The organism is Bradyrhizobium retamae (assembly GCF_001440415.1).
Taxonomy (GTDB): domain Bacteria; phylum Pseudomonadota; class Alphaproteobacteria; order Rhizobiales; family Xanthobacteraceae; genus Bradyrhizobium; species Bradyrhizobium retamae.
The window spans coordinates 129675-147211 of sequence record NZ_LLYA01000192.1; the positions used below are offsets into that span (position 1 = coordinate 129675).

General features: G+C 63.3%; 18 protein-coding genes. 1 reads left to right on the forward strand and 17 read right to left on the reverse strand.

Annotated elements, in window-relative coordinates; translation table 11 throughout:
- Nucleotides 1-24: 24 nt before the first annotated feature.
- From CQ13_RS32900 to miaA, 7 genes are all read right to left on the reverse strand, one after another.
- Complete coding sequence (locus CQ13_RS32900; RefSeq protein ID WP_057846943.1) at nt 25-633, reverse strand: LysE family translocator; 609 nt, start codon at nt 631-633, stop codon at nt 25-27.
- A gap of 7 nt (nt 634-640) precedes the next feature.
- Complete coding sequence (locus tag CQ13_RS32905) at nt 641-1531, reverse strand: EamA family transporter (protein ID WP_057846944.1); 891 nt, start codon at nt 1529-1531, stop codon at nt 641-643.
- A gap of 6 nt (nt 1532-1537) precedes the next feature.
- Nucleotides 1538-2233 carry a class I SAM-dependent methyltransferase gene (locus CQ13_RS32910; RefSeq protein ID WP_057846945.1) on the reverse strand — a complete coding sequence of 232 codons (696 nt, stop codon included), beginning with the start codon at nt 2231-2233 and terminating at the stop codon, nt 1538-1540.
- A 2-nt stretch (nt 2234-2235) separates the two neighbouring features.
- Complete coding sequence (gene ilvN / locus CQ13_RS32915; RefSeq protein ID WP_057846946.1) at nt 2236-2778, reverse strand: acetolactate synthase small subunit; 543 nt, start codon at nt 2776-2778, stop codon at nt 2236-2238.
- 25 nt (nt 2779-2803) lie between these two features.
- Nucleotides 2804-3790: a threonine dehydratase gene (locus tag CQ13_RS32920; protein WP_057846947.1), complete on the reverse strand. Its 987-nt coding sequence runs from the start codon at nt 3788-3790 to the stop codon at nt 2804-2806.
- A gap of 13 nt (nt 3791-3803) precedes the next feature.
- A complete protein-coding gene (locus CQ13_RS32925; RefSeq protein WP_057846948.1) occupies nt 3804-5579 on the reverse strand; it encodes an acetolactate synthase 3 large subunit in 1776 nt (591 codons plus the stop codon).
- Between the two features lie 425 nt (nt 5580-6004).
- Nucleotides 6005-6976 carry a tRNA (adenosine(37)-N6)-dimethylallyltransferase MiaA gene (gene miaA, locus CQ13_RS32930; protein WP_245309486.1) on the reverse strand — a complete coding sequence of 324 codons (972 nt, stop codon included), beginning with the start codon at nt 6974-6976 and terminating at the stop codon, nt 6005-6007.
- Between miaA and serB the strand changes: the two genes are divergently transcribed.
- Nucleotides 6954-7856 carry a phosphoserine phosphatase SerB gene (serB, locus tag CQ13_RS32935; RefSeq protein WP_057846950.1) on the forward strand — a complete coding sequence of 301 codons (903 nt, stop codon included), beginning with the start codon at nt 6954-6956 and terminating at the stop codon, nt 7854-7856. The genes miaA and serB overlap by 23 nt on opposite strands.
- A gap of 120 nt (nt 7857-7976) precedes the next feature.
- Here the strand turns inward: serB and CQ13_RS32940 are convergent, their stop codons facing one another.
- The 10 genes from CQ13_RS32940 to CQ13_RS32985 form a co-directional block, all read right to left on the reverse strand.
- Nucleotides 7977-9482, reverse strand: a complete 1506-nt coding sequence (locus CQ13_RS32940; protein WP_057846951.1) for a Do family serine endopeptidase — start codon at nt 9480-9482, stop codon at nt 7977-7979.
- 281 nt (nt 9483-9763) lie between these two features.
- Complete coding sequence (locus CQ13_RS32945; protein WP_028350308.1) at nt 9764-9964, reverse strand: DUF2065 domain-containing protein; 201 nt, start codon at nt 9962-9964, stop codon at nt 9764-9766.
- Between the two features lie 99 nt (nt 9965-10063).
- Nucleotides 10064-10975 carry a protease modulator HflC gene (hflC, locus tag CQ13_RS32950; protein WP_057846952.1) on the reverse strand — a complete coding sequence of 304 codons (912 nt, stop codon included), beginning with the start codon at nt 10973-10975 and terminating at the stop codon, nt 10064-10066.
- The gene (gene hflK / locus CQ13_RS32955) at nt 10972-12117 is read right to left on the reverse strand and encodes an FtsH protease activity modulator HflK (protein ID WP_057846953.1); all 1146 of its coding nucleotides are present in this window, start codon (nt 12115-12117) and stop codon (nt 10972-10974) included. The genes hflC and hflK overlap by 4 nt, the downstream gene beginning before the upstream one ends.
- Before the next feature lie 171 nt (nt 12118-12288).
- Nucleotides 12289-12801, reverse strand: a complete 513-nt coding sequence (locus tag CQ13_RS32960) for a dihydrofolate reductase (RefSeq protein WP_057846954.1) — start codon at nt 12799-12801, stop codon at nt 12289-12291.
- Nucleotides 12801-13286 carry a GNAT family N-acetyltransferase gene (locus CQ13_RS32965; protein ID WP_057846955.1) on the reverse strand — a complete coding sequence of 162 codons (486 nt, stop codon included), beginning with the start codon at nt 13284-13286 and terminating at the stop codon, nt 12801-12803. Before CQ13_RS32965 ends, CQ13_RS32960 begins: the two co-directional genes overlap by 1 nt.
- A 19-nt stretch (nt 13287-13305) precedes the next feature.
- Nucleotides 13306-14100 carry a thymidylate synthase gene (locus CQ13_RS32970; protein ID WP_057846956.1) on the reverse strand — a complete coding sequence of 265 codons (795 nt, stop codon included), beginning with the start codon at nt 14098-14100 and terminating at the stop codon, nt 13306-13308.
- Nucleotides 14101-14273: 173 nt separating this feature from the next.
- Entirely contained in the window at nt 14274-15257 is a 984-nt protein-coding gene (locus CQ13_RS32975; protein ID WP_057846957.1) for a tripartite tricarboxylate transporter substrate binding protein BugD, read from the reverse strand.
- Between the two features lie 120 nt (nt 15258-15377).
- A complete protein-coding gene (locus CQ13_RS32980) occupies nt 15378-16943 on the reverse strand; it encodes a tripartite tricarboxylate transporter permease (protein WP_057846958.1) in 1566 nt (521 codons plus the stop codon).
- Nucleotides 16944-16950: 7 nt separating this feature from the next.
- The gene (locus CQ13_RS32985) at nt 16951-17451 is read right to left on the reverse strand and encodes a tripartite tricarboxylate transporter TctB family protein (RefSeq protein ID WP_057846959.1); all 501 of its coding nucleotides are present in this window, start codon (nt 17449-17451) and stop codon (nt 16951-16953) included.
- Nucleotides 17452-17537 lie beyond the last annotated feature (86 nt).

Below are 17537 nucleotides of genomic sequence, written 5' to 3' on the forward strand. Positions count from 1 at the left end.
GTTTATGCATGGTGCGGCGCGGCATCATGCGTCCATGAAGACCGGATAGAGCGAGGCCAGGAGCAGCACCGCCATCACGATATTGAAGGCGCGCACCGCCCGGCGGGAGGTCAGGATCGGCCGCAGCGCGGTGCCGAACAGGGCCCAGGCCGTGCAGGACAGGATGCCCAGGATCAGACTTAAGCCGACCTGGATCGCGATATTCCAGGGATAGGCGGCGATCGCCGCATAGGCAGTGATGGTGCCGATCACCATGACCCAGCCCTTGGCGTTGACCCACTGGAACATCGCCGCGCCCCAGAACGTCATCGGGCGGCCTTCGCGACGCTTGTCCTGATCCGCGGACGGCGGCTCGGACATCGCAATCGCCCAGGCCAGATAGATCAGGTAGGCCACGCCGAGATATTTCAGGATGGTCTGCAGCACCGGATAGGCGATGAAGATGGTCCCGAGCCCGAGACCGACCGCACCGATCATGAAGGCAAAACCGACCGTGATCCCCATGATGTGCGGGATGGTTGGGCGGAAGCCGTAGGTGAGCCCCGACGACAGCAACATGATGTTGTTCGGCCCCGGCGTGAAGAACATCACGGTGGCGAACATGATGAAGGCGATCAGCAGCGATTGCGACATGGGGGCCTCATGGGATCTTTGGCAGAACTTGTTTTTCTGAAGCCTTGGTGGGTTTGGACAGCAACATGACGGCGATGCCGCCGACCACGGTGACCATGCCGGCAAGCCGTAGCGGCCCAAAAGTCTCGCCGAACACGACGGTCGATGCAGCGGAACCGACGAACGGCACCAACAGCGCGAACGGCACAACCTGCGCCGCCGGATAATCCCGCAGCAGCCGGCCCCACAGCCAGTAGGCGATACTGGTTGAGATACCACCCAGGCCGATCATGCACATCAGGCCGGTCAGCGACATGTGGGTCAGCGCATACCAGGTCGGCTGCGGGCCATTGCTGACCAGCGTCAGCGCAAACAGCGGAACCGCGGCAACCAGACACAGCCACGCGAACAGGTCGAACATCGGCACGCCCTGCGCATGCCGCAGCAGCAGATTGCCGGCCGCGAAGCTGAGCGGCGAGATCATCAAGATCGCGAAGGCGCTGACGCTGAAATCGTAACCGACGGTGCCGCAGATCATGAGCAGGCCTGCGGTGGCGATGGCAATGCCGACTGTCTGCCCCGCGCTCGGCCGCTCGCGAAACAACAGCGCGGCAAAGCCGATCGTGAATAGCGCCTGGCTCTGCACGATCACGCTGGAGAGACCGACCGGAACGCCGTGCGCAATGGCAAAGGCCTGGGCGAGAAACTGGCCGAGGAACAGCGTGAAGCTGATCGCGACCAGCACCGTCCAGGAAACCTTGGGCCGCGCCAGGAACAGGCAGGGCAAGGCCGCGATGGAAAAGCGCAGCGTCGTCATCAATTCCGGCGAAAACTCGTCGAGCGCGATCCGACTGGCCACGAAAGCAAGCCCCCAGATCACCGCTACCAGCACGGCGATGCAAACATCGGCCGGTTTCATTTTTTTCTAGCTCTGTTGATCCGGCGTTGGTTTGCGCAGGATATAGGTGCCGTGCAGCGGCGCGTGGTAGTCGACCGATTCCAGCGTGAAGCCGATATCGGTCAGCATGCGCTCGATCACCCAGCCGAAGGTCGAGTACTCGTCGCGCATATGGGTGACCACGCCTTCGCGCTGGAAATCGTGGTTCTTGATGGTGAAATCGGCCCACTGCTCGACATCGCGCTCGGTGCCGTCGGGCATGCTGACGAATACGATGTCGCGCAGGTAGAAACTAGCGCCGGGCTTCAGCGCGGCATAGATCCTTGCCAGCGCCACCGCCTTCCAGAAATCCGGCAGATGGTGCAGCGTGAATTCGCTGACGATCAGGTCGTAGGAATTGGGCTGGTAGGCAAAGCTCAATAGCCCTGCCGGCTGGGTGCGGATCGCAACCTTGCGGTCGCGGGCCTGGATATTGGCGAGCGCCAGCATCGCCGGCGAAATGTCTATTGCGTCGACCTCGGCGCCCATCAACGCCGCTTCGCAGGCCAGTACACCGTTGCCACAACCGATATCGGCCACGCGCCAGCCGCGCTGCACGCCGAGCATGGTAAGCGCGGCCCGTGCGCGCTCGTCGCTGTCGTCATGCCGGTCGTAGATCGAGGCGACCGCGGAATCGAGCCCGAGCCGCCGCCTTTGAGTGTAATACCAGTCACGCGCCAGCATGTTCACATCCCCTCAGGCCCACGCCCGATCGCGGCAACGCCAGTGCGCGACACCTCGACAAGGCCGAGCGGGCGCATCAGGTCGATAAATTGACTGATCTTGGATGAATTGCCTGTGATCTCGAACACAAAACTCTCGGTCGTGGCGTCGATCACGCGGGCACGGAATGCGTCTGCCAGCCGCAGCGCCTCGACCCGGCTGTCGCCGCGGCCACGCACCTTCACCATGGCAAGCTCCCGCTCGATCGAGCGGCCGGTAATGGTCATGTCGACGACACGATAGACCGGGATCATGCGGTCGAGCTGGTGCTTGATCTGCTCGATCACCGTCGGCGTGCCCGTCGTGACGATGGTGATGCGCGAGAGATGTTTGTGGCTCTCGGTCTCGGAGACGGTGAGACTGTCGATGTTGTAACCGCGCCCCGAAAACAGGCCGATCACGCGCGCGAGCACGCCGGGCTCGTTCTGCACCAGCACCGAGAGCGTGTGCGTCTCGTTGGGATCGTGGCGCTCTTCCAGGAAGTAGGCGGATGCGGGCTGGTTCATTGTGGTCCCCTTACATATCCTCTCGTCACGCCATCGCCGGTTGATCTGCGGCAACAGCATCCGGCCCGACCCAGCGGCGAAACCGGTCAAAATCGATATTGCCGCCGCTCAAAACTAGTCCGACGCGCTTGCCTTGAAGTTTCTTCTTCTCCTGCAGAGCCGCCGCCAGCGCAGCCGCGCCAGCGCCTTCCGCAAGATTGTGGGTATCGGTCCAGTAAGCCCGCATCGCCGAGGCGATTTCGTCGTCGGTCACCTGCACGACGCGGGAAGCGCCCTTGCAGATGATCGCGACCGCATCGGCATCGGGATTGCGTGTCGCCACACCGTCGGCGCGCGTGTTGCTGGTTTTGGTCGTCACGACGGCGCCGGCCGCGAACGACAGTGCGTAAGACGGCGCTTCGGTCGACTGCACGCCGATGATTTCCGTTTTCAGGCCAAGCAGATCACGCGCCAGGATGCAGCCGCAAATACCGGATCCCTGCCCAATCGGAACATAGAGAACGTCGAGATCCGGCGCCGTTCGCAATAGTTCGAGCGCATAGGTCGCGACACCCAGGACGAGATCGGGATGGAAGGCCGGCACGATTTCCAGCCCATTCGTCTCCGCGCGACGATAGGCTTCCTCGCGTGCAGCCTGAAAATCCTCTCCGTGCTCGACAAGCTCGGCGCCAAATCCGCGTATCGCGCGATTTTGCTCGACCGAATTGCCGTGCGGAACATAGATCGTCACCGGCAGGCCATGACGACCTGCCGCGAATGCCAGACTCTGTCCGTGATTGCCGCGCGTCGCCGAAATGATCCCGGGCGTGCTGGGCCGTTCACGCTTCAGGCGATCGAGATAGACCAGTCCGCCGCGCACCTTGAAAGCGCTGGTCGGCGTATGGTTCTCATGTTTGACGATGACGCGCGTCCCCAGCCGTTCGGCCAGCAGCGGCCAGACATGCGCCGGCGTCGGCGGCACCGCCTGCCCCACGATGTCGTGCGCGCGTTCGAGCTCTGCGAGGTCAAACATCTGCCCTCTTACCTCACACCAGCGCCTTGCCGCCGGCAAACGCCGCGGCGGTGGCTTCATCGGTTGCTTCCGCCGGCAGCAGCATTTCGTTGTGCGCCTTGCCGGACGGAATCATCGGGAAGCAATTTTCCAGCGCGGCGACGCGGCAATCGAACAGCACCGGACGCTTGACCTTGATCATCTCCTTGAGCGCGCCGTCGAGATCACCGGGCTTGATCGCCTGGATGCCGACGCAGCCGAACGCATCGGCGAGCTTGACGAAATCCGGCAGCGCTTCGGAGTAAGAATGCGACAGCCGGTTGCCATGCAGGAGCTGCTGCCACTGCCGCACCATGCCCATGTACTGGTTGTTCAGGATGAAGATCTTGATCGGCAGTTCAAACTGAACCGCCGTCGACATCTCCTGCATCGTCATCTGCACCGAGGCGTCGCCGGCGATGTCGATCACGAGGCTGTTAGGGTGCGCGACCTGCACGCCGAGCGCGGCCGGCAGGCCGTAGCCCATCGTGCCGAGACCGCCCGACGTCATCCAGCGATGCGGCTCCTCAAAACCGAAGAACTGCGCCGCCCACATCTGATGCTGGCCGACTTCGGTGGTGATGTAAGTGTCATGGCCGCGTGTCGCCTCGAACAGCTTCTGAATGGCGTATTGCGGCAGGATAACGTCGTTGCTCTTCTTGTAGGCGAGCGAATTGCGCGCACGCCAGGTGGCGATCTCCTGCCACCAGCTCTTGATGTCGGGCTTCTTCGCCTCCGCCCTGAACACCTGCAGCAGGTCGCCGAGCACATTGCCGGCGTCGCCGATGATCGGCACGTCGACGCGGATGTTCTTGTTGATCGAGGAAGGATCTATATCAATGTGGATCTTCTTCGAGCCCGGCGAGAATGCGTCGGTCCGGCCGGTGATGCGGTCGTCGAAGCGCGCGCCGACGCACAGCATGACGTCGCAACCATGCATCGTCATGTTGGCCTCGTAGGTGCCGTGCATGCCGAGCATGCCGAGCCAGTTCTTCCCCGTGGCCGGATAGGCGCCGAGGCCCATCAGGGTCGAGGTGATCGGAAAGCCGGTGACATCCACGAGCTCACGCAGCAGCTTCGACGCCTCGGGTCCGGAATTGATGACGCCGCCGCCGGAATAGATCACCGGGCGCTTGGCGGCGGCCAATAGCGCCACCGCTTTTCGGATCTGTGCCGCATCGCCTTTCACCCGGGGGGTATAGGACACATGCACGTCGGATTTGCGCGGCGGATGATAGGTACCGACCGCAAACTGCACGTCCTTGGGCACGTCGACCACGACGGGTCCGGGACGGCCCGTGGTCGCAACGTAGAACGCCTCGTGCAGCACCTTGGCCAGATCGTTGACGTCGCGCACCAGCCAGTTGTGCTTGGTGCAGGGACGGGTGATGCCGACGGTGTCGCATTCCTGGAACGCGTCGTTGCCGATCAGATGGGTGGGGACCTGGCCGGTGATGCACACCAGCGGGATCGAGTCCATCAGCGCATCCGTCAGCGGCGTCACCATGTTGGTGGCGCCTGGGCCTGACGTCACCAGCACCACGCCCGGCTTGCCGGTCGAGCGCGCGTAGCCCTCGGCGGCATGGCCGGCGCCCTGCTCGTGCCGCACCAGGATGTGCTCGACCTCGCTCTGCTGGAAAATCTCGTCATAGATCGGAAGCACCGCGCCGCCGGGATAGCCGAAGACGTGCTGGACGCCGTGATCGATGAGCGCGCGCACGATCATCGCGGCGCCGGTCATCTGATTGGGGTCGTTGCTCTTGTCGGTCATGGTCTGCTCCGGATGCGCTTGTCGGCGCGGCTTCTTTCGGTTGTCTGTTTTGGGAAATAAAAAAGGGACCCGAGAGGCCCCATGCACACCGCCTGAATTTGGATGGCCGCTAGCCATCCCCGGCGGTGTGCCTGGGTACGACGACGATAAGCAGCTTGGTAATAATGTTACGCATTTTGCGGCTCGGACTTCCCAAAGGTTGCGCGGTTATACCGTTCGGCCCCCGGAAGTCAAGGGACGGACGCTCTCGGCGCGATCTGGCCAGTGTAGCGGTGTTCCCGGCATTCGGCGAGGGGGAATTTTATGCGTGCAGCCATGGGAGCCGTTAAGGGGACGTCATTCCGGGATGGTCCGAAGGACCAGATCTCAGATGCGCAATTGCGCACCGGGGAATCTCGAGATTCTCAGATGTGCAATTGCACATCTTAGTTCGCATCTTCGATGCGCCCCGGAATGACGGTGCCAACCCACCCCCTCGCCGCCTCCGGCGTCACCCATTCGAACTCCGGCAATTGATGCCGAAACCAAGTGAATTGCCGTTTTGCATAATGGCGGGTGTCGGCGCGGCCGATTTCGGCGGCCTCCTCGCGCGTGATTTCACCCCTGAGGTGCCGGATCAGCGCCGGCACGCCATGGGCCTTCATCGCCGGCAGCAGGGGATCGAGCTTTCGCCCGGCGAGCGCTGCGACCTCGTCCAGCGCGTCCGCCGCCAGCATCGCACCGAATCGCGCATCGATCCGCGCATATAGTTTTTCACGCTCAGGCGCGAGGAACAGCGCCGAGACCTCGCTCCGAGGCAGCAGCGGCGGCAGGCCCTCGCGATGCCAGTCCGGCAGTGCGCGGCCGGTGGCTTCCACGACTTCCAGGGCGCGGGCAATCCGGGTGCGGTCGCGCGGCTTCAGGCGTTCGGCGGAGACGGGATCACGCCGCGCCAGTTCGGTGTGCAGCGCTTCAACGCCGTCGCGTTCCAGCCGCGTCCGAACGGCATCGCGAACCTCGGCGGGTATCGGCGGTACCGCGGAGAGACCGCGTGTCAATGCCTTGAAATAGAGGCCGGACCCACCGACAAAAATTGGCAGCCGCTTTTCCGCGCGCGCCTCTGCGAGCACCTTTCCAGCATCCGTCACCCACGCTCCGGCCGAGAAATTAACCGCCGCGTCGACATGGCCGTAGAGCCGGTGCGGCACGCGCGCCTCCTCCTCCGGCGTCGGCCGCGCCGTGATGATGCGGAGATCGCGGTAGACCTGCATCGAATCTGTGTTGATGACGACGCCGCCGGTCTTTTGGGCCAATTCGAGCGCCAGGGCCGACTTGCCGCTGGCGGTCGGCCCTGCGATAAGCACGGCCTTGCTCAAATCTAGCTGATGCGCCTGCATGTCCCTGGTCGCCACCCTCATCTGCAATCCGGCCAACCCGGCGCTCGACACCACCGTCGTCGACGGCGCGCTGGCCATTCTCCCCTCGCCGGGAACGGCGCAATGGCTGTTCGACGAAGTGGCAGTCGACATTCCCTTTGACAGCCAGGTCAAGAGCCCGGACGAGATCAAAGCGATCGAAGCTCGCCTGCAACAGGCGCGCGGTGACCTGCCGATCGACATTGTCGTGCAGCCTGCCGCGTTCAGGCGCAAGAAGCTTTTTCTCGCCGACATGGACTCCACCATGATCGGCCAGGAATGCATCGACGAGCTGGCCGATTTCGCCGGGCTGAAAGCACATGTCGCAGGCATCACCGAGCGCGCGATGCGCGGCGAGATCGAATTCGAGCCGGCGCTGCGCGAGCGTGTCGCTCTCCTGAAGGACCTGCCCGTCGGCGTGGTCGATGAAGTCCTGGCAAAGCGCATCACGCCGACACCGGGAGGCCGTGACCTGGTTTCCACCATGCGCGCCAACGGCGCCTGGACCTGCCTGATCTCCGGCGGCTTCACGCTGTTCACCGATGCGGTCGCGGCCAAGATCGGCTTCCAGGAAAACCGCGCCAATGAGTTGAAGGTGCTGGACGGCAAATTCAGCGGCGAGGTGGCCGAGCCGATCCTCGGCCGCGCGGCCAAACTCGCTACGCTCATCGAGCTTCGCGAATCCTTCGATCTCGACGAGATCGACACGCTGGTGGCCGGCGACGGCGCCAACGACCTCGGCATGATCCAGGCGGCGGGCCTTGGCGTGGCCTACCACGCCAAGCCGGCGGTGGCCGCCGCTGCCGCCGCGCGGATCGACTACGGCGATCTCACCGCGCTGTTGTATGCGCAGGGCTACCGGCGTGAGGAGTTTGTGGGCTAATCCCGTCGAACTCCATCGTCATGCCCGGACTTGATCCGGGCATCCATCAAAGCAAAAAGATTCTTGCGAAGAGGATGGATGGCCGGGTCAAGCCCGGCCATAACGAGATTGCCTTGACGCCTACTGCACGCCGAGCGCCACGAATCGCAATTCGCCCTCGGCGTTCGACACCAGCAGCAGTACCGATTTCTTGCCGTCCTTCTTGAGCTGATCGACGCGCTTCTTGATGTCGGCGGCGCTGGCGACCGCTTCCTGCGCCACTTCGACGATGACGTCGCCGGCCGAGAGCCGCTTGTCGGCGGCGTCGGAGGAGCCGTCGACACCGGTGATGATGACGCCTTTCACGCTCTCCTTGATCTTGTACTTCGTACGCAGGTCCTTGCTCAGCGCGGCAAGATCGAGGCCGAGCGCCTTTTGCGTCACCGGCTTCTCGACAGGGTCTTCCTTGGCCTTGGCGGCGGCCTGCTGCACCTTTTCAGTATCCTCGAGGCGGCCGAGCGTAACCTTGCGGGTTTCCTCGTTGCCCTTGCGGATGATGACCACGTCGACTTCCTTGCCGACGGCGGTATCGGCGACGACGCGGGAGAGATCCTTCGGGTCCTTGACGTCCTTGCCGTCGAACTTGACGACGACATCGCCAGGTTCGATGCCGGCAGGCTTGGCCGGCCCCTTGTCGTCAATGCCGGCGACCAGCGCGCCGCGGGCGGGCTTGATGTTGAGGCTTTCGGCGATCTCCTCGGTGACCTGCTGGATCCGCACGCCGAGCCAGCCACGGCGCAGTTCGCCGAACTGCCGAAGCTGATCAACTACGGTGGCCACCGTCTTCGACGGCACCGCGAAGCCGAGGCCGATCGAACCGCCGGTCGGCGAGATGATCAGCGTGTTGACGCCGACCACTTCGCCTTCGAGGTTGAACAGCGGCCCGCCGGAATTGCCGCGGTTGATGGAGGCATCGGTCTGGATGTAGCTGTCGTATGGCCCCTGGCTGATGTCGCGGTTGCGCGCCGACACGATACCGGCCGTGACCGAGCCGCCGAGGCTGAACGGATTGCCGATCGCAATCACCCACTCGCCAAGCCGCAGCTTGTCGGAATCGCCGAACTTCACCGCGGTCACCGGCTTCACCGGCTTGAACTTCAAGACCGCAATGTCGGTCTTCTTGTCGACGCCGACCAGTTCGGCCCTGATCTTGGTGCCGTCGTTCATGATCAAGTTGATCTCGTCGGCATCCGCGATGACGTGATTGTTGGTGACGACGACGCCGGCGGCATCGACGATGAAACCGGAGCCGAGCGAATTGGTCTTGCGCGGCGGCTGCATTTCGCCGCTCTTGTCGCCGCCCTTGGGCACGGCGCCACGCCGGTTCTTGAAGAAGTCGTCAAAAAATTCCTCGAACGGCGAGCCCGGCGGCAGTTGCGGCATCGTATCCCTGCCGCCCTTGGCTTCCACGCTCTGCGAGGTCGAAATATTGACGACGGAATCGATCACCTTCTCGGCAATGTCGGCGATACCGTCCGGCCCGCGCGCGCTGGCCGGCACTGAAGCCAGCATGCTGGCGGCACCGAGCGAGATCGCAATTCCCATCAGGCGCAGGCGGCTTTTCAAGGCGGGTCTGGCACCGGTCATGTCGGCTCGTCTCCAAAGGCTCAAATTTGGCGCCCACAGTGCGCCCGAACGGGTCCTAGGCGCAAGCATCTGCGCCTGACATTCCGGCGGAAAACGGGCGGCTCGCGGCTCACGATTTCGTTGGCGCCAGAGCTAGTTGCGGCCGTTGATTACCGTCGTTCCGGGGCGCGAAGCGAACGCAGATGAGCATTTGCACATCTGAGAATCTCGAGATTCCCCCTATGCGCAATTGCGCATCTGAGGATCGGTCCTTCGGACCATCCCGGAATGACGGAGGAACCTTACCGCCGCACGAACCAGATCAGCAGCAGGCCGACGACCGCGGAAACGATGCCGACGATCCGCAGGATATTATCCGGCGTCGCCAATGCGCTTTTCATCGCCCGGCGCATCCAGGCCGGGCTGGCTGCGAACATCAGGCCTTCGAGCACAAAGAGGATGCCCACACCGATGAGGAAGTCGGCGAACGCAATGGACCTCATCGGATGGCATCCCCCCGCTACTCAAGCGCCTTTTTGCTTTTACGCCGGCGAAGCGACCCCCCGCTTCGCCGTAACATGCGTATTGTGCGGGCCGGCCGCTTAAGGCTTCGGCGCCGCGGCCGCCGCGGCTGCCGCCGGCGGATGGCCCGACGGATTGGCGAAGAAGCGGAAGAACTCCGAATCGGGCCGCAGCAGGAAACGGGTGTCGTTGGAGCGGAGCCCGGTCTCATAGGCCGACATCGAACGATAGAAGGCGAAGAACTCCGGATCCCTGCCATAGGCCTCGGCGAACAACCGGTTGCGCTCGGCGTCGCCCACGCCGCGCGTCTGCTCGGCGGTCGAATTGGCCTCCGCGACGATGACGGTGGCCTCGCGATCGGCCTTAGAGCGGATCTCCTGCGACTTCTGGCCGCCCTGGGCGCGGAACTCGGCCGCCTCGCGCTGCCGCTCGGTCTGCATGCGCTGATAGACCGCCTGGCTGTTGGCCTCCGGCAGATCGGCGCGGCGGATACGCACGTCGACCACCTGAATGCCGTACTGATCGGCCTCCCTGTCGAGTTGCTCGCGGATGCGCGTCATCAGGCCGTCGCGTTCGTCCCGCACCACGTTGATGAAGGGGACCTCGCCCAGCACGCGGCGCAGCGCCGCGTTCAACAGCGTGGTGAGCTGGATGTTGGCCGCCTGGATCGTGCCGATGCTCTGATAGAAGCGCAGCGGATTCTTGATCCGGTAGCGCGCGAAGGCGTCGACCACGAGCCGCTTCTGGTCGGAAGCGATCACTTCCTGGGACGGATTTTCCAGATCGAGGATGCGCTTGTCGATGGTGATGACGGTGTCGATGAACGGCGCCTTGAAGTTCAGGCCCGGCTCGGACACGACGGCAACGGGCCGGCCGAGCCGGACCACGAGCGCCTGCTCGGTCTGCGACACCGTGAAGATCGAACTGTAGCCCACGATCACCACGACCAACAGCAGGATCAGGCTGACAATGCCTGTAACAGGGGACCTCATCGCGAGCCTCCCTGCTGCTGCTGCTGCTGACCGGCCGTCGGCGGCGGACGGCGCGGCGTCAATTCGCTGAGCGGCAGATAGGGCACGATGCTCTGTGCCGAGTTGCCACCGTCATAGACCAGCTTCTCGGAGCCGCCGAGAATCCGCTCCATCGTCTCCAGGTAAATTCGTTGCCGCGTCACGTCCTTGGCCCTGTTGTATTCCTCGTACACCTTCAAGAAGCGCGCGCTCTGGCCTTTGGCCTCGGCGATCGCCTGTTCCCTGTAACCCTCGGCGACCTGCAGGATCTGCGCGGCGCGTCCGCGCGCGTCCGGAATGACGCGGTTGGCGTAGGTCTGCGCTTCGTTCTGCAGACGCTCGAAGTCGGCGCGCGCGGCCTGCACGTCGCGGAACGCGTCGATGACCTGCGCGGGCGGGTCGACCTTCTGCATCTGCACCTGCGTGATCTGAATGCCGGATCCGTAGGTATCCAGCGTCTTCTGCATCAGTTCGTGGACGGCCTGCTCGGTCAGATTGCGGGCGCCGGTGAGGATCGGCTGGATCTGCGAACGCCCGATCACCTCGCGCATCGCGCTTTCGGCCACCGCCTTCACGGTGCCTTCGGGATTCTGGATGTTGAAGAGGAAGTCGCCGGCGCCGTTGGGCTTGATCCGCCACAGCACCGTGAAGTCGACGTCGACGATGTTCTCGTCGCCGGTCAGCATCAGGCTTTCTTCCGGCACGTCCCGCATGGTGCGGCCGCGCCGCGCCGGATCGTCGATCAGGCTCATGCCGATCGAAATGGTGGAGACGCGCAGCGCCTTCGGCAACAGCACGGTTTCGATCGGATAGGGCAGATGATAGTTCAGCCCGGGCTCGACCGTGCGCACATGTTTGCCGAAGCGCAAGACGACGCCGAGTTCTTCCGACTGCACGCGGAAGAATCCGGACAATCCCCAGATTACCAGCGCGCCGGCGAGCACCAGCGCGATGCCCATGCCGCTGAAATAGCCGCCCGGCAGAAGCTGCTGCAGCTTGTCCTGACCGCGCCGCAGCAGATCCTCAAGATCAGGTGGCCTCGGCCCACCCGACTGCGGACCCGAACCCCACGGTCCCTTAGGACCCGGGCCCCATGGACCCCCACCTTGATTCTTCCACGGCATGCAAACTCTCCTCCGCGAAGGCCCGGGTCCGCCTGTTTTGGGCAGGATGCCCGGCCTCGCCTATCAGCCCGGCTTTATAGGGGACCAACCGGGCGCTTACAACGCAAGCTTCCTGCACCAAGCAGCTATGCCTGACGCCATAATTGTCAATGTAAACATTGGTTAGCGAGGTTAACTCTGTCGGCGCCGACGAAATGTCACATAGGAGAAATCGGCACTATCGTCCGGACCGGCCGGATTCCGCACGCGCGCCACCTCTTCCCATGCGGTTGCATCGACTGCCGGGAAACGCGTATCGCCGTCGGGCCCCGCATGCACCTCGGTAATCTCCAGACGATCGGCGCTGTTCATCCATTGCGCGTAGATTTCCGCACCGCCGATCACGGCAACCTCAGTGGCGAAACGTCGCAGCGCATCGCCGGTGGCGATCGCCTTCGCATCGGCGAAGGAATGGGTAACCACCACGCCATCGGCGCGAAAACCAGCGTCGCGGGTGACGACGATATTGGTCCGTCCGGGAAGCGGCCGGCCGATCGAGACGAAGGTCTTGCGGCCCATGACGACAGGTTTACCCGAGGTCAGCGCCTTGAAGCGCGCCATGTCGGATTTCAGCCGCCACGGAATGGCGCCCCTGGCGCCGATCACGCCGTTCTCGGCGACCGCGACGATGAGAACGATTTCCATTACCGCTCCCCTTGCGCCAGCGCCGCGAGCGCCGGACCGCCGACCCGGCACACCGTCCACTCGTCCATCAAGACCGCGCCGAGCGACTTATAGAATTCAATCGACGGCGTGTTCCAGTCGAGCACCGCCCACTGCAAGCGCGACCAGCCGTTCGCCACGCATTCCCTCGCGAGATGCACCAGCAGCGCCTTGCCGATTCCCTTTCCGCGCAGCGCCGGGCGGACGAACAGATCTTCCAGATAGATGCCGGAGCGACCGCTGAAGGTTGAAAAATTCACGAACCAGACCGCGAAGCCGGCCGGCTCTCCGTCCCACTCGGCGATCTCGCAGAACAGGCGCGGATTGGCGCCGAACAGCGCCGCATCAATACCGGCCTCGGTCGCTTCCACTTCGTGCAGCAGCTTTTCATATTCGGCGAGTTCGCGAACAAAGGACAGGACAAGTCCTGCTTCGCCCGGGCGCGCGCGGCGGATCGTCAGCGACATCAGATGCTCACACCGCTGATCATACAGCCACTTCGGCCTTGATGTGCGGGTGCGGATCGTAGCCTTCGAGCGCGAAATCCTCGTAGCGGAACGCGAAGATATCCTTCACGTCAGGATTGATCTTCATGACTGGCAACGGCCGTGTCGGCCGCGTCAGTTGCAGCCGCGCCTGCTCGATGTGGTTGGAGTAGAGATGCGCGTCACCCAGGGAGTGCACGAAGTCACCGGGCTTCAGTCCGGTCACCTGCGCCACCATCATCGTCAGCAACGAATAGGACGCGATGTTGAAGGGCACGCCGAGGAACACATCGGCCGAGCGCTGATAGAGCTGGCAGGAGAGCTTGCCGTTCGCGACATAGAACTGAAACAGGCAGTGGCAGGGCGGCAGCGCCATCTTGTCGACGTCGGCCGGATTCCAGGCGGTCACGATCAGCCGCCGTGAATCCGGGTTGCGCCTGATCATGTCGATGACGTTGGATATCTGGTCGATGCTGCGCCCGTCCGGCGCCGGCCACGAGCGCCATTGCGATCCGTAGACCGGGCCGAGATCGCCGTTGGCGTCGGCCCATTCATCCCAGATCGAAACGCCGTGATCCCTGAGATATTTGATGTTGGTGTCGCCGGCCAGGAACCAGAGCAATTCATGCACGATCGCCTTCAGCGGCAGCCGCTTGGTGGTCAGCATAGGAAAACCGGCCGAGAGATTGAACCGCATCTGATGACCGAAAACCGAAAGCGTGCCGGTACCGGTGCGGTCGTGCTTCTCCGCGCCGTCGCTGAGGATACGTTCGAGCAGGTCGTGGTACTGGTTCATGGCTGGTGCTGCAGGCCTCTTCGGAACGGCGAATTTAACGGCCGGGACATCCGATCGACACGCCGATTCGGCTTCGCACCCCGATTATACCCGGAAAAATGATCGCTCCCCGAACAAACGACAAGGGGCGGAACCCGCGTTCCGCCCCTCGCCTATCCGTCTGATTACGGGGATTAATTCACCGGCTTGACCACCGGTGTCCACTTCGCGATTTCGCTCTTCACCAGCGTTCCCAGCGCCGCCGGCGTACGATCGGCGGCGGGCGGTATGACGCTGCCGAGTTCGAGCAGGCGCTTGCGCACCCCCTCGTCGTCGAGCGCCTTGACGATAGCGGCGTTCAACTTGGTGACGACATCCGGGGGCGTTCCCTTGGGCGCGAAGATCGCGTTCCATGCCTGGGCCTGGAAGGCCGGCAGGCCGGCCTCGGCGGTGGTGGGAACATTCGGCAAGGACGGGTTTCGCTCGGGTGTCGCCACGGCGTAGGCCTTGATGGTGCCGCCGTTGATCTGCGGCACGGCGTTGACGATCTGGTCGCACATGTAGTCGACCTGACCGGCCACCAGCGCGTTCATCGCCGGGCCGGTACCGTTGAAGGGAACGCCGATCGGCTTGACGCCCAGAACCGAGTTCAGCAGTTCGCACGATACGTTCGAGACCGAGCCGACGCCGGCATGCGCCGCGTTGACCTTGGACTCGTTCGCCTTGACGTAGGCGATGAATTCCTTGAGGTCCTTTGGCGCAAAATCCTTGCGCGCCAGGATCAGGATCGGCGTGCCGGCGAGCAGTCCGACCGGCTCGAAGTCCTTTTCCGGGTGGTAGGCGAGCTTGGGATAAAGCGGCACAGAAGCCGCATGCGTGCCCATATGCCCGGTGATGAGCGTATAGCCGTCATTGGCGGCGCGCGCGGCGCGGGTAGTGGCGGTGGTGCCGCCGGCGCCGACCACGTTTTCGATGATGATGGTTTGACCGAGCGTCTGCGCCATATGGCCGGTGACGATGCGCGCGATGACGTCCGTCGGTCCGCCCGCCGCAAACGGCACGATCATGGTGATGTTGCGCGTCGGGTAGGCCTGCGCCAGCGCCTGCGACGAAGACACGCCCAGTCCGCCAAGCAGTGCCAGAAAACCGCTCGCAAGCGAGCGACCGTACCGATTCATTTTGATCTCCTTGAGCTCCCGAAATCGTTGCAATGCCGAACCTGCCCGCCGACATTTTCCATGGCATAGAAAATTAGCCCGAAGTCAACCAGACTTCGGGCTGCGGCGCACCGACGCAGGTCAGTTCTCCGATTCCACAAACACCTCATCGCGCTTCTTGCGCAGCGACGGCAGCACCGCAAGGATAAGCAACGTGGCTGCGATCGCCATCAGCACCGCCGACAATGGTCGCGTCACGAAGACTGACCAGTCACCCCGCGAAATCAGAAGTGCACGGCGCAGGTTTTCTTCCATCAGTGGCCCGAGCACCATCCCGAGCAGCAAGGGGGCGGGCTCGAAATCGTGCTTGATCAGCCAGTAACCGACCAATCCGAACGCACCGGCGATCATGACGTCGGTCGGTGCGTTATTCACGGAGTAGATGCCGATACAGCAGAAAACCACGATCGAAGGGAACATCAACCGGTACGGCACGCGCAACAGCCGGACCCATATTCCGACCAGCGGCAGGTTGATGATCAGCAGCATCAGGTTGCCGACCCACATCGAGGCAATCATGCCCCACACCAGGTCCGGCTGTTTCTGCATCACCTGGGGACCGGGCACGATGCCGTGAATCGTCATTGCGCCGACCATCAGCGCCATGACGGCGTTGGGCGGGATACCGAGCGTGAGCAACGGGATGAAGGAGGTCTGGGCGGCGGCATTGTTGGCACTCTCGGGTGCTGCAACGCCGCGGATTTCGCCATGACCGAACTTCGAAGGATCTTTCGCGACTTTCTTCTCCAGCGTGTACGCCGCGAATGATGCGATCACGGCGCCGCCGCCCGGCAGAATGCCGAGAATCGATCCGAGCACGGTGCCGCGCAAGATCGCAGGGGCCGTCTCCTTGAGATCCCTCCGCGTCGGCATCAGTCCCGACACCTTCTCCTGGACCAGCTTGCGATCGGTTTCGCCGCCGGCATCGAGATTGCGAATGATCTCTGCAAAGCCGAACAAGCCCATCGCCAGCGTGGCAAAGCCAAGACCGTCAGCCAGTTCGGGAATGTTGAAGGCCATGCGGGACGCGCCGGTCTCGATGTCGGACCCGACCATCGAAAGCAGCAGGCCGAGCACGATCATCGCGATCGCCTTCAGCACCGAGCCTTTCGCGAGCACAACCGCGAAGATCAAGCCGAGCACCATCAGCGAGAAGTATTCGGCAGGTCCGAACGCCAGCGCCACCCTGGTGAGCGGCGCACCCAGCAGGGCAATCAGCACGGTCGCGACACAGCCGGCGAAGAACGATCCGATCGCGGCGATCGCGAGCGCCGGGCCGGCACGGCCTTTCTTCGCCATCTGGAAGCCGTCGAGCGCGGTGACCACCGACCCGGCCTCGCCTGGAATATTGACCAGGATCGACGTAGTCGAGCCGCCATACTGTGCACCGTAATAGATGCCTGCCAGCATGATCAGCGCGCCTACTGGGGGCAGGCCAAAGGTGATCGGCAGGAGCATGGCCACGGTGGCGATGGTGCCGATGCCCGGCAGCACGCCGACCAGCGTGCCGACCAGCGCACCGATCAGGCACAGCAGGATATTGACCGGAATCGGAATGGAGACTCCGCCAAGAAAGGCAGGTGTCCACTGCACGAACTGGAAAACGACGCTGAAGCCGAGTCCAAGATTCGAAAAAATATCTCCCATCACGCCCTCACCGGATCATGAAAGTCGGCAGGAGCTGCAAAGGCAGGCCGAGCGCATATGGAAACAACAGGGCGCAAAACGCCGTCAGGCAGACGGCAACGATCAGCGTCTCCGTCCACCGAGTCTCCGGCGACCCGCATGCCGCGATCAAGAAGGCGGCCATGGCGGCAAAGATCATCCCCATGGTCCGGATCGTGAAGGCAAACGTCAAGATCGCAACCGTAACGAAAAAGGGCCCCCGCCAATGGTATTTCGCCAGATGGGGACCTTCGGTGAAAATGCCGACCACGGTGATGAGGGCGCCCAGTCCCAGCAGCAAAAATCCGAACATCCGCGGCGCGGTGCCGGCGCCGAACGAAAATCCGCGCATGCCCTGCAGGTCGCTCGACGCCCAGAGGGCGAACACGGCAATCGCCATCAAGGCAATTCCGCCGACAAATTCCTGCGGGTTGCGAACCCATTTCGGCATGATGGATTTGACCGGCGCATGGCCCGGCGTAGCATTCATGGATATCTCTCCTCCCCAAGGCAGGCTTCTCGCCCGTTTGCCTGGATAACTTGGATACTTGTCCCGGAAACTGCCTAGCGACTTTC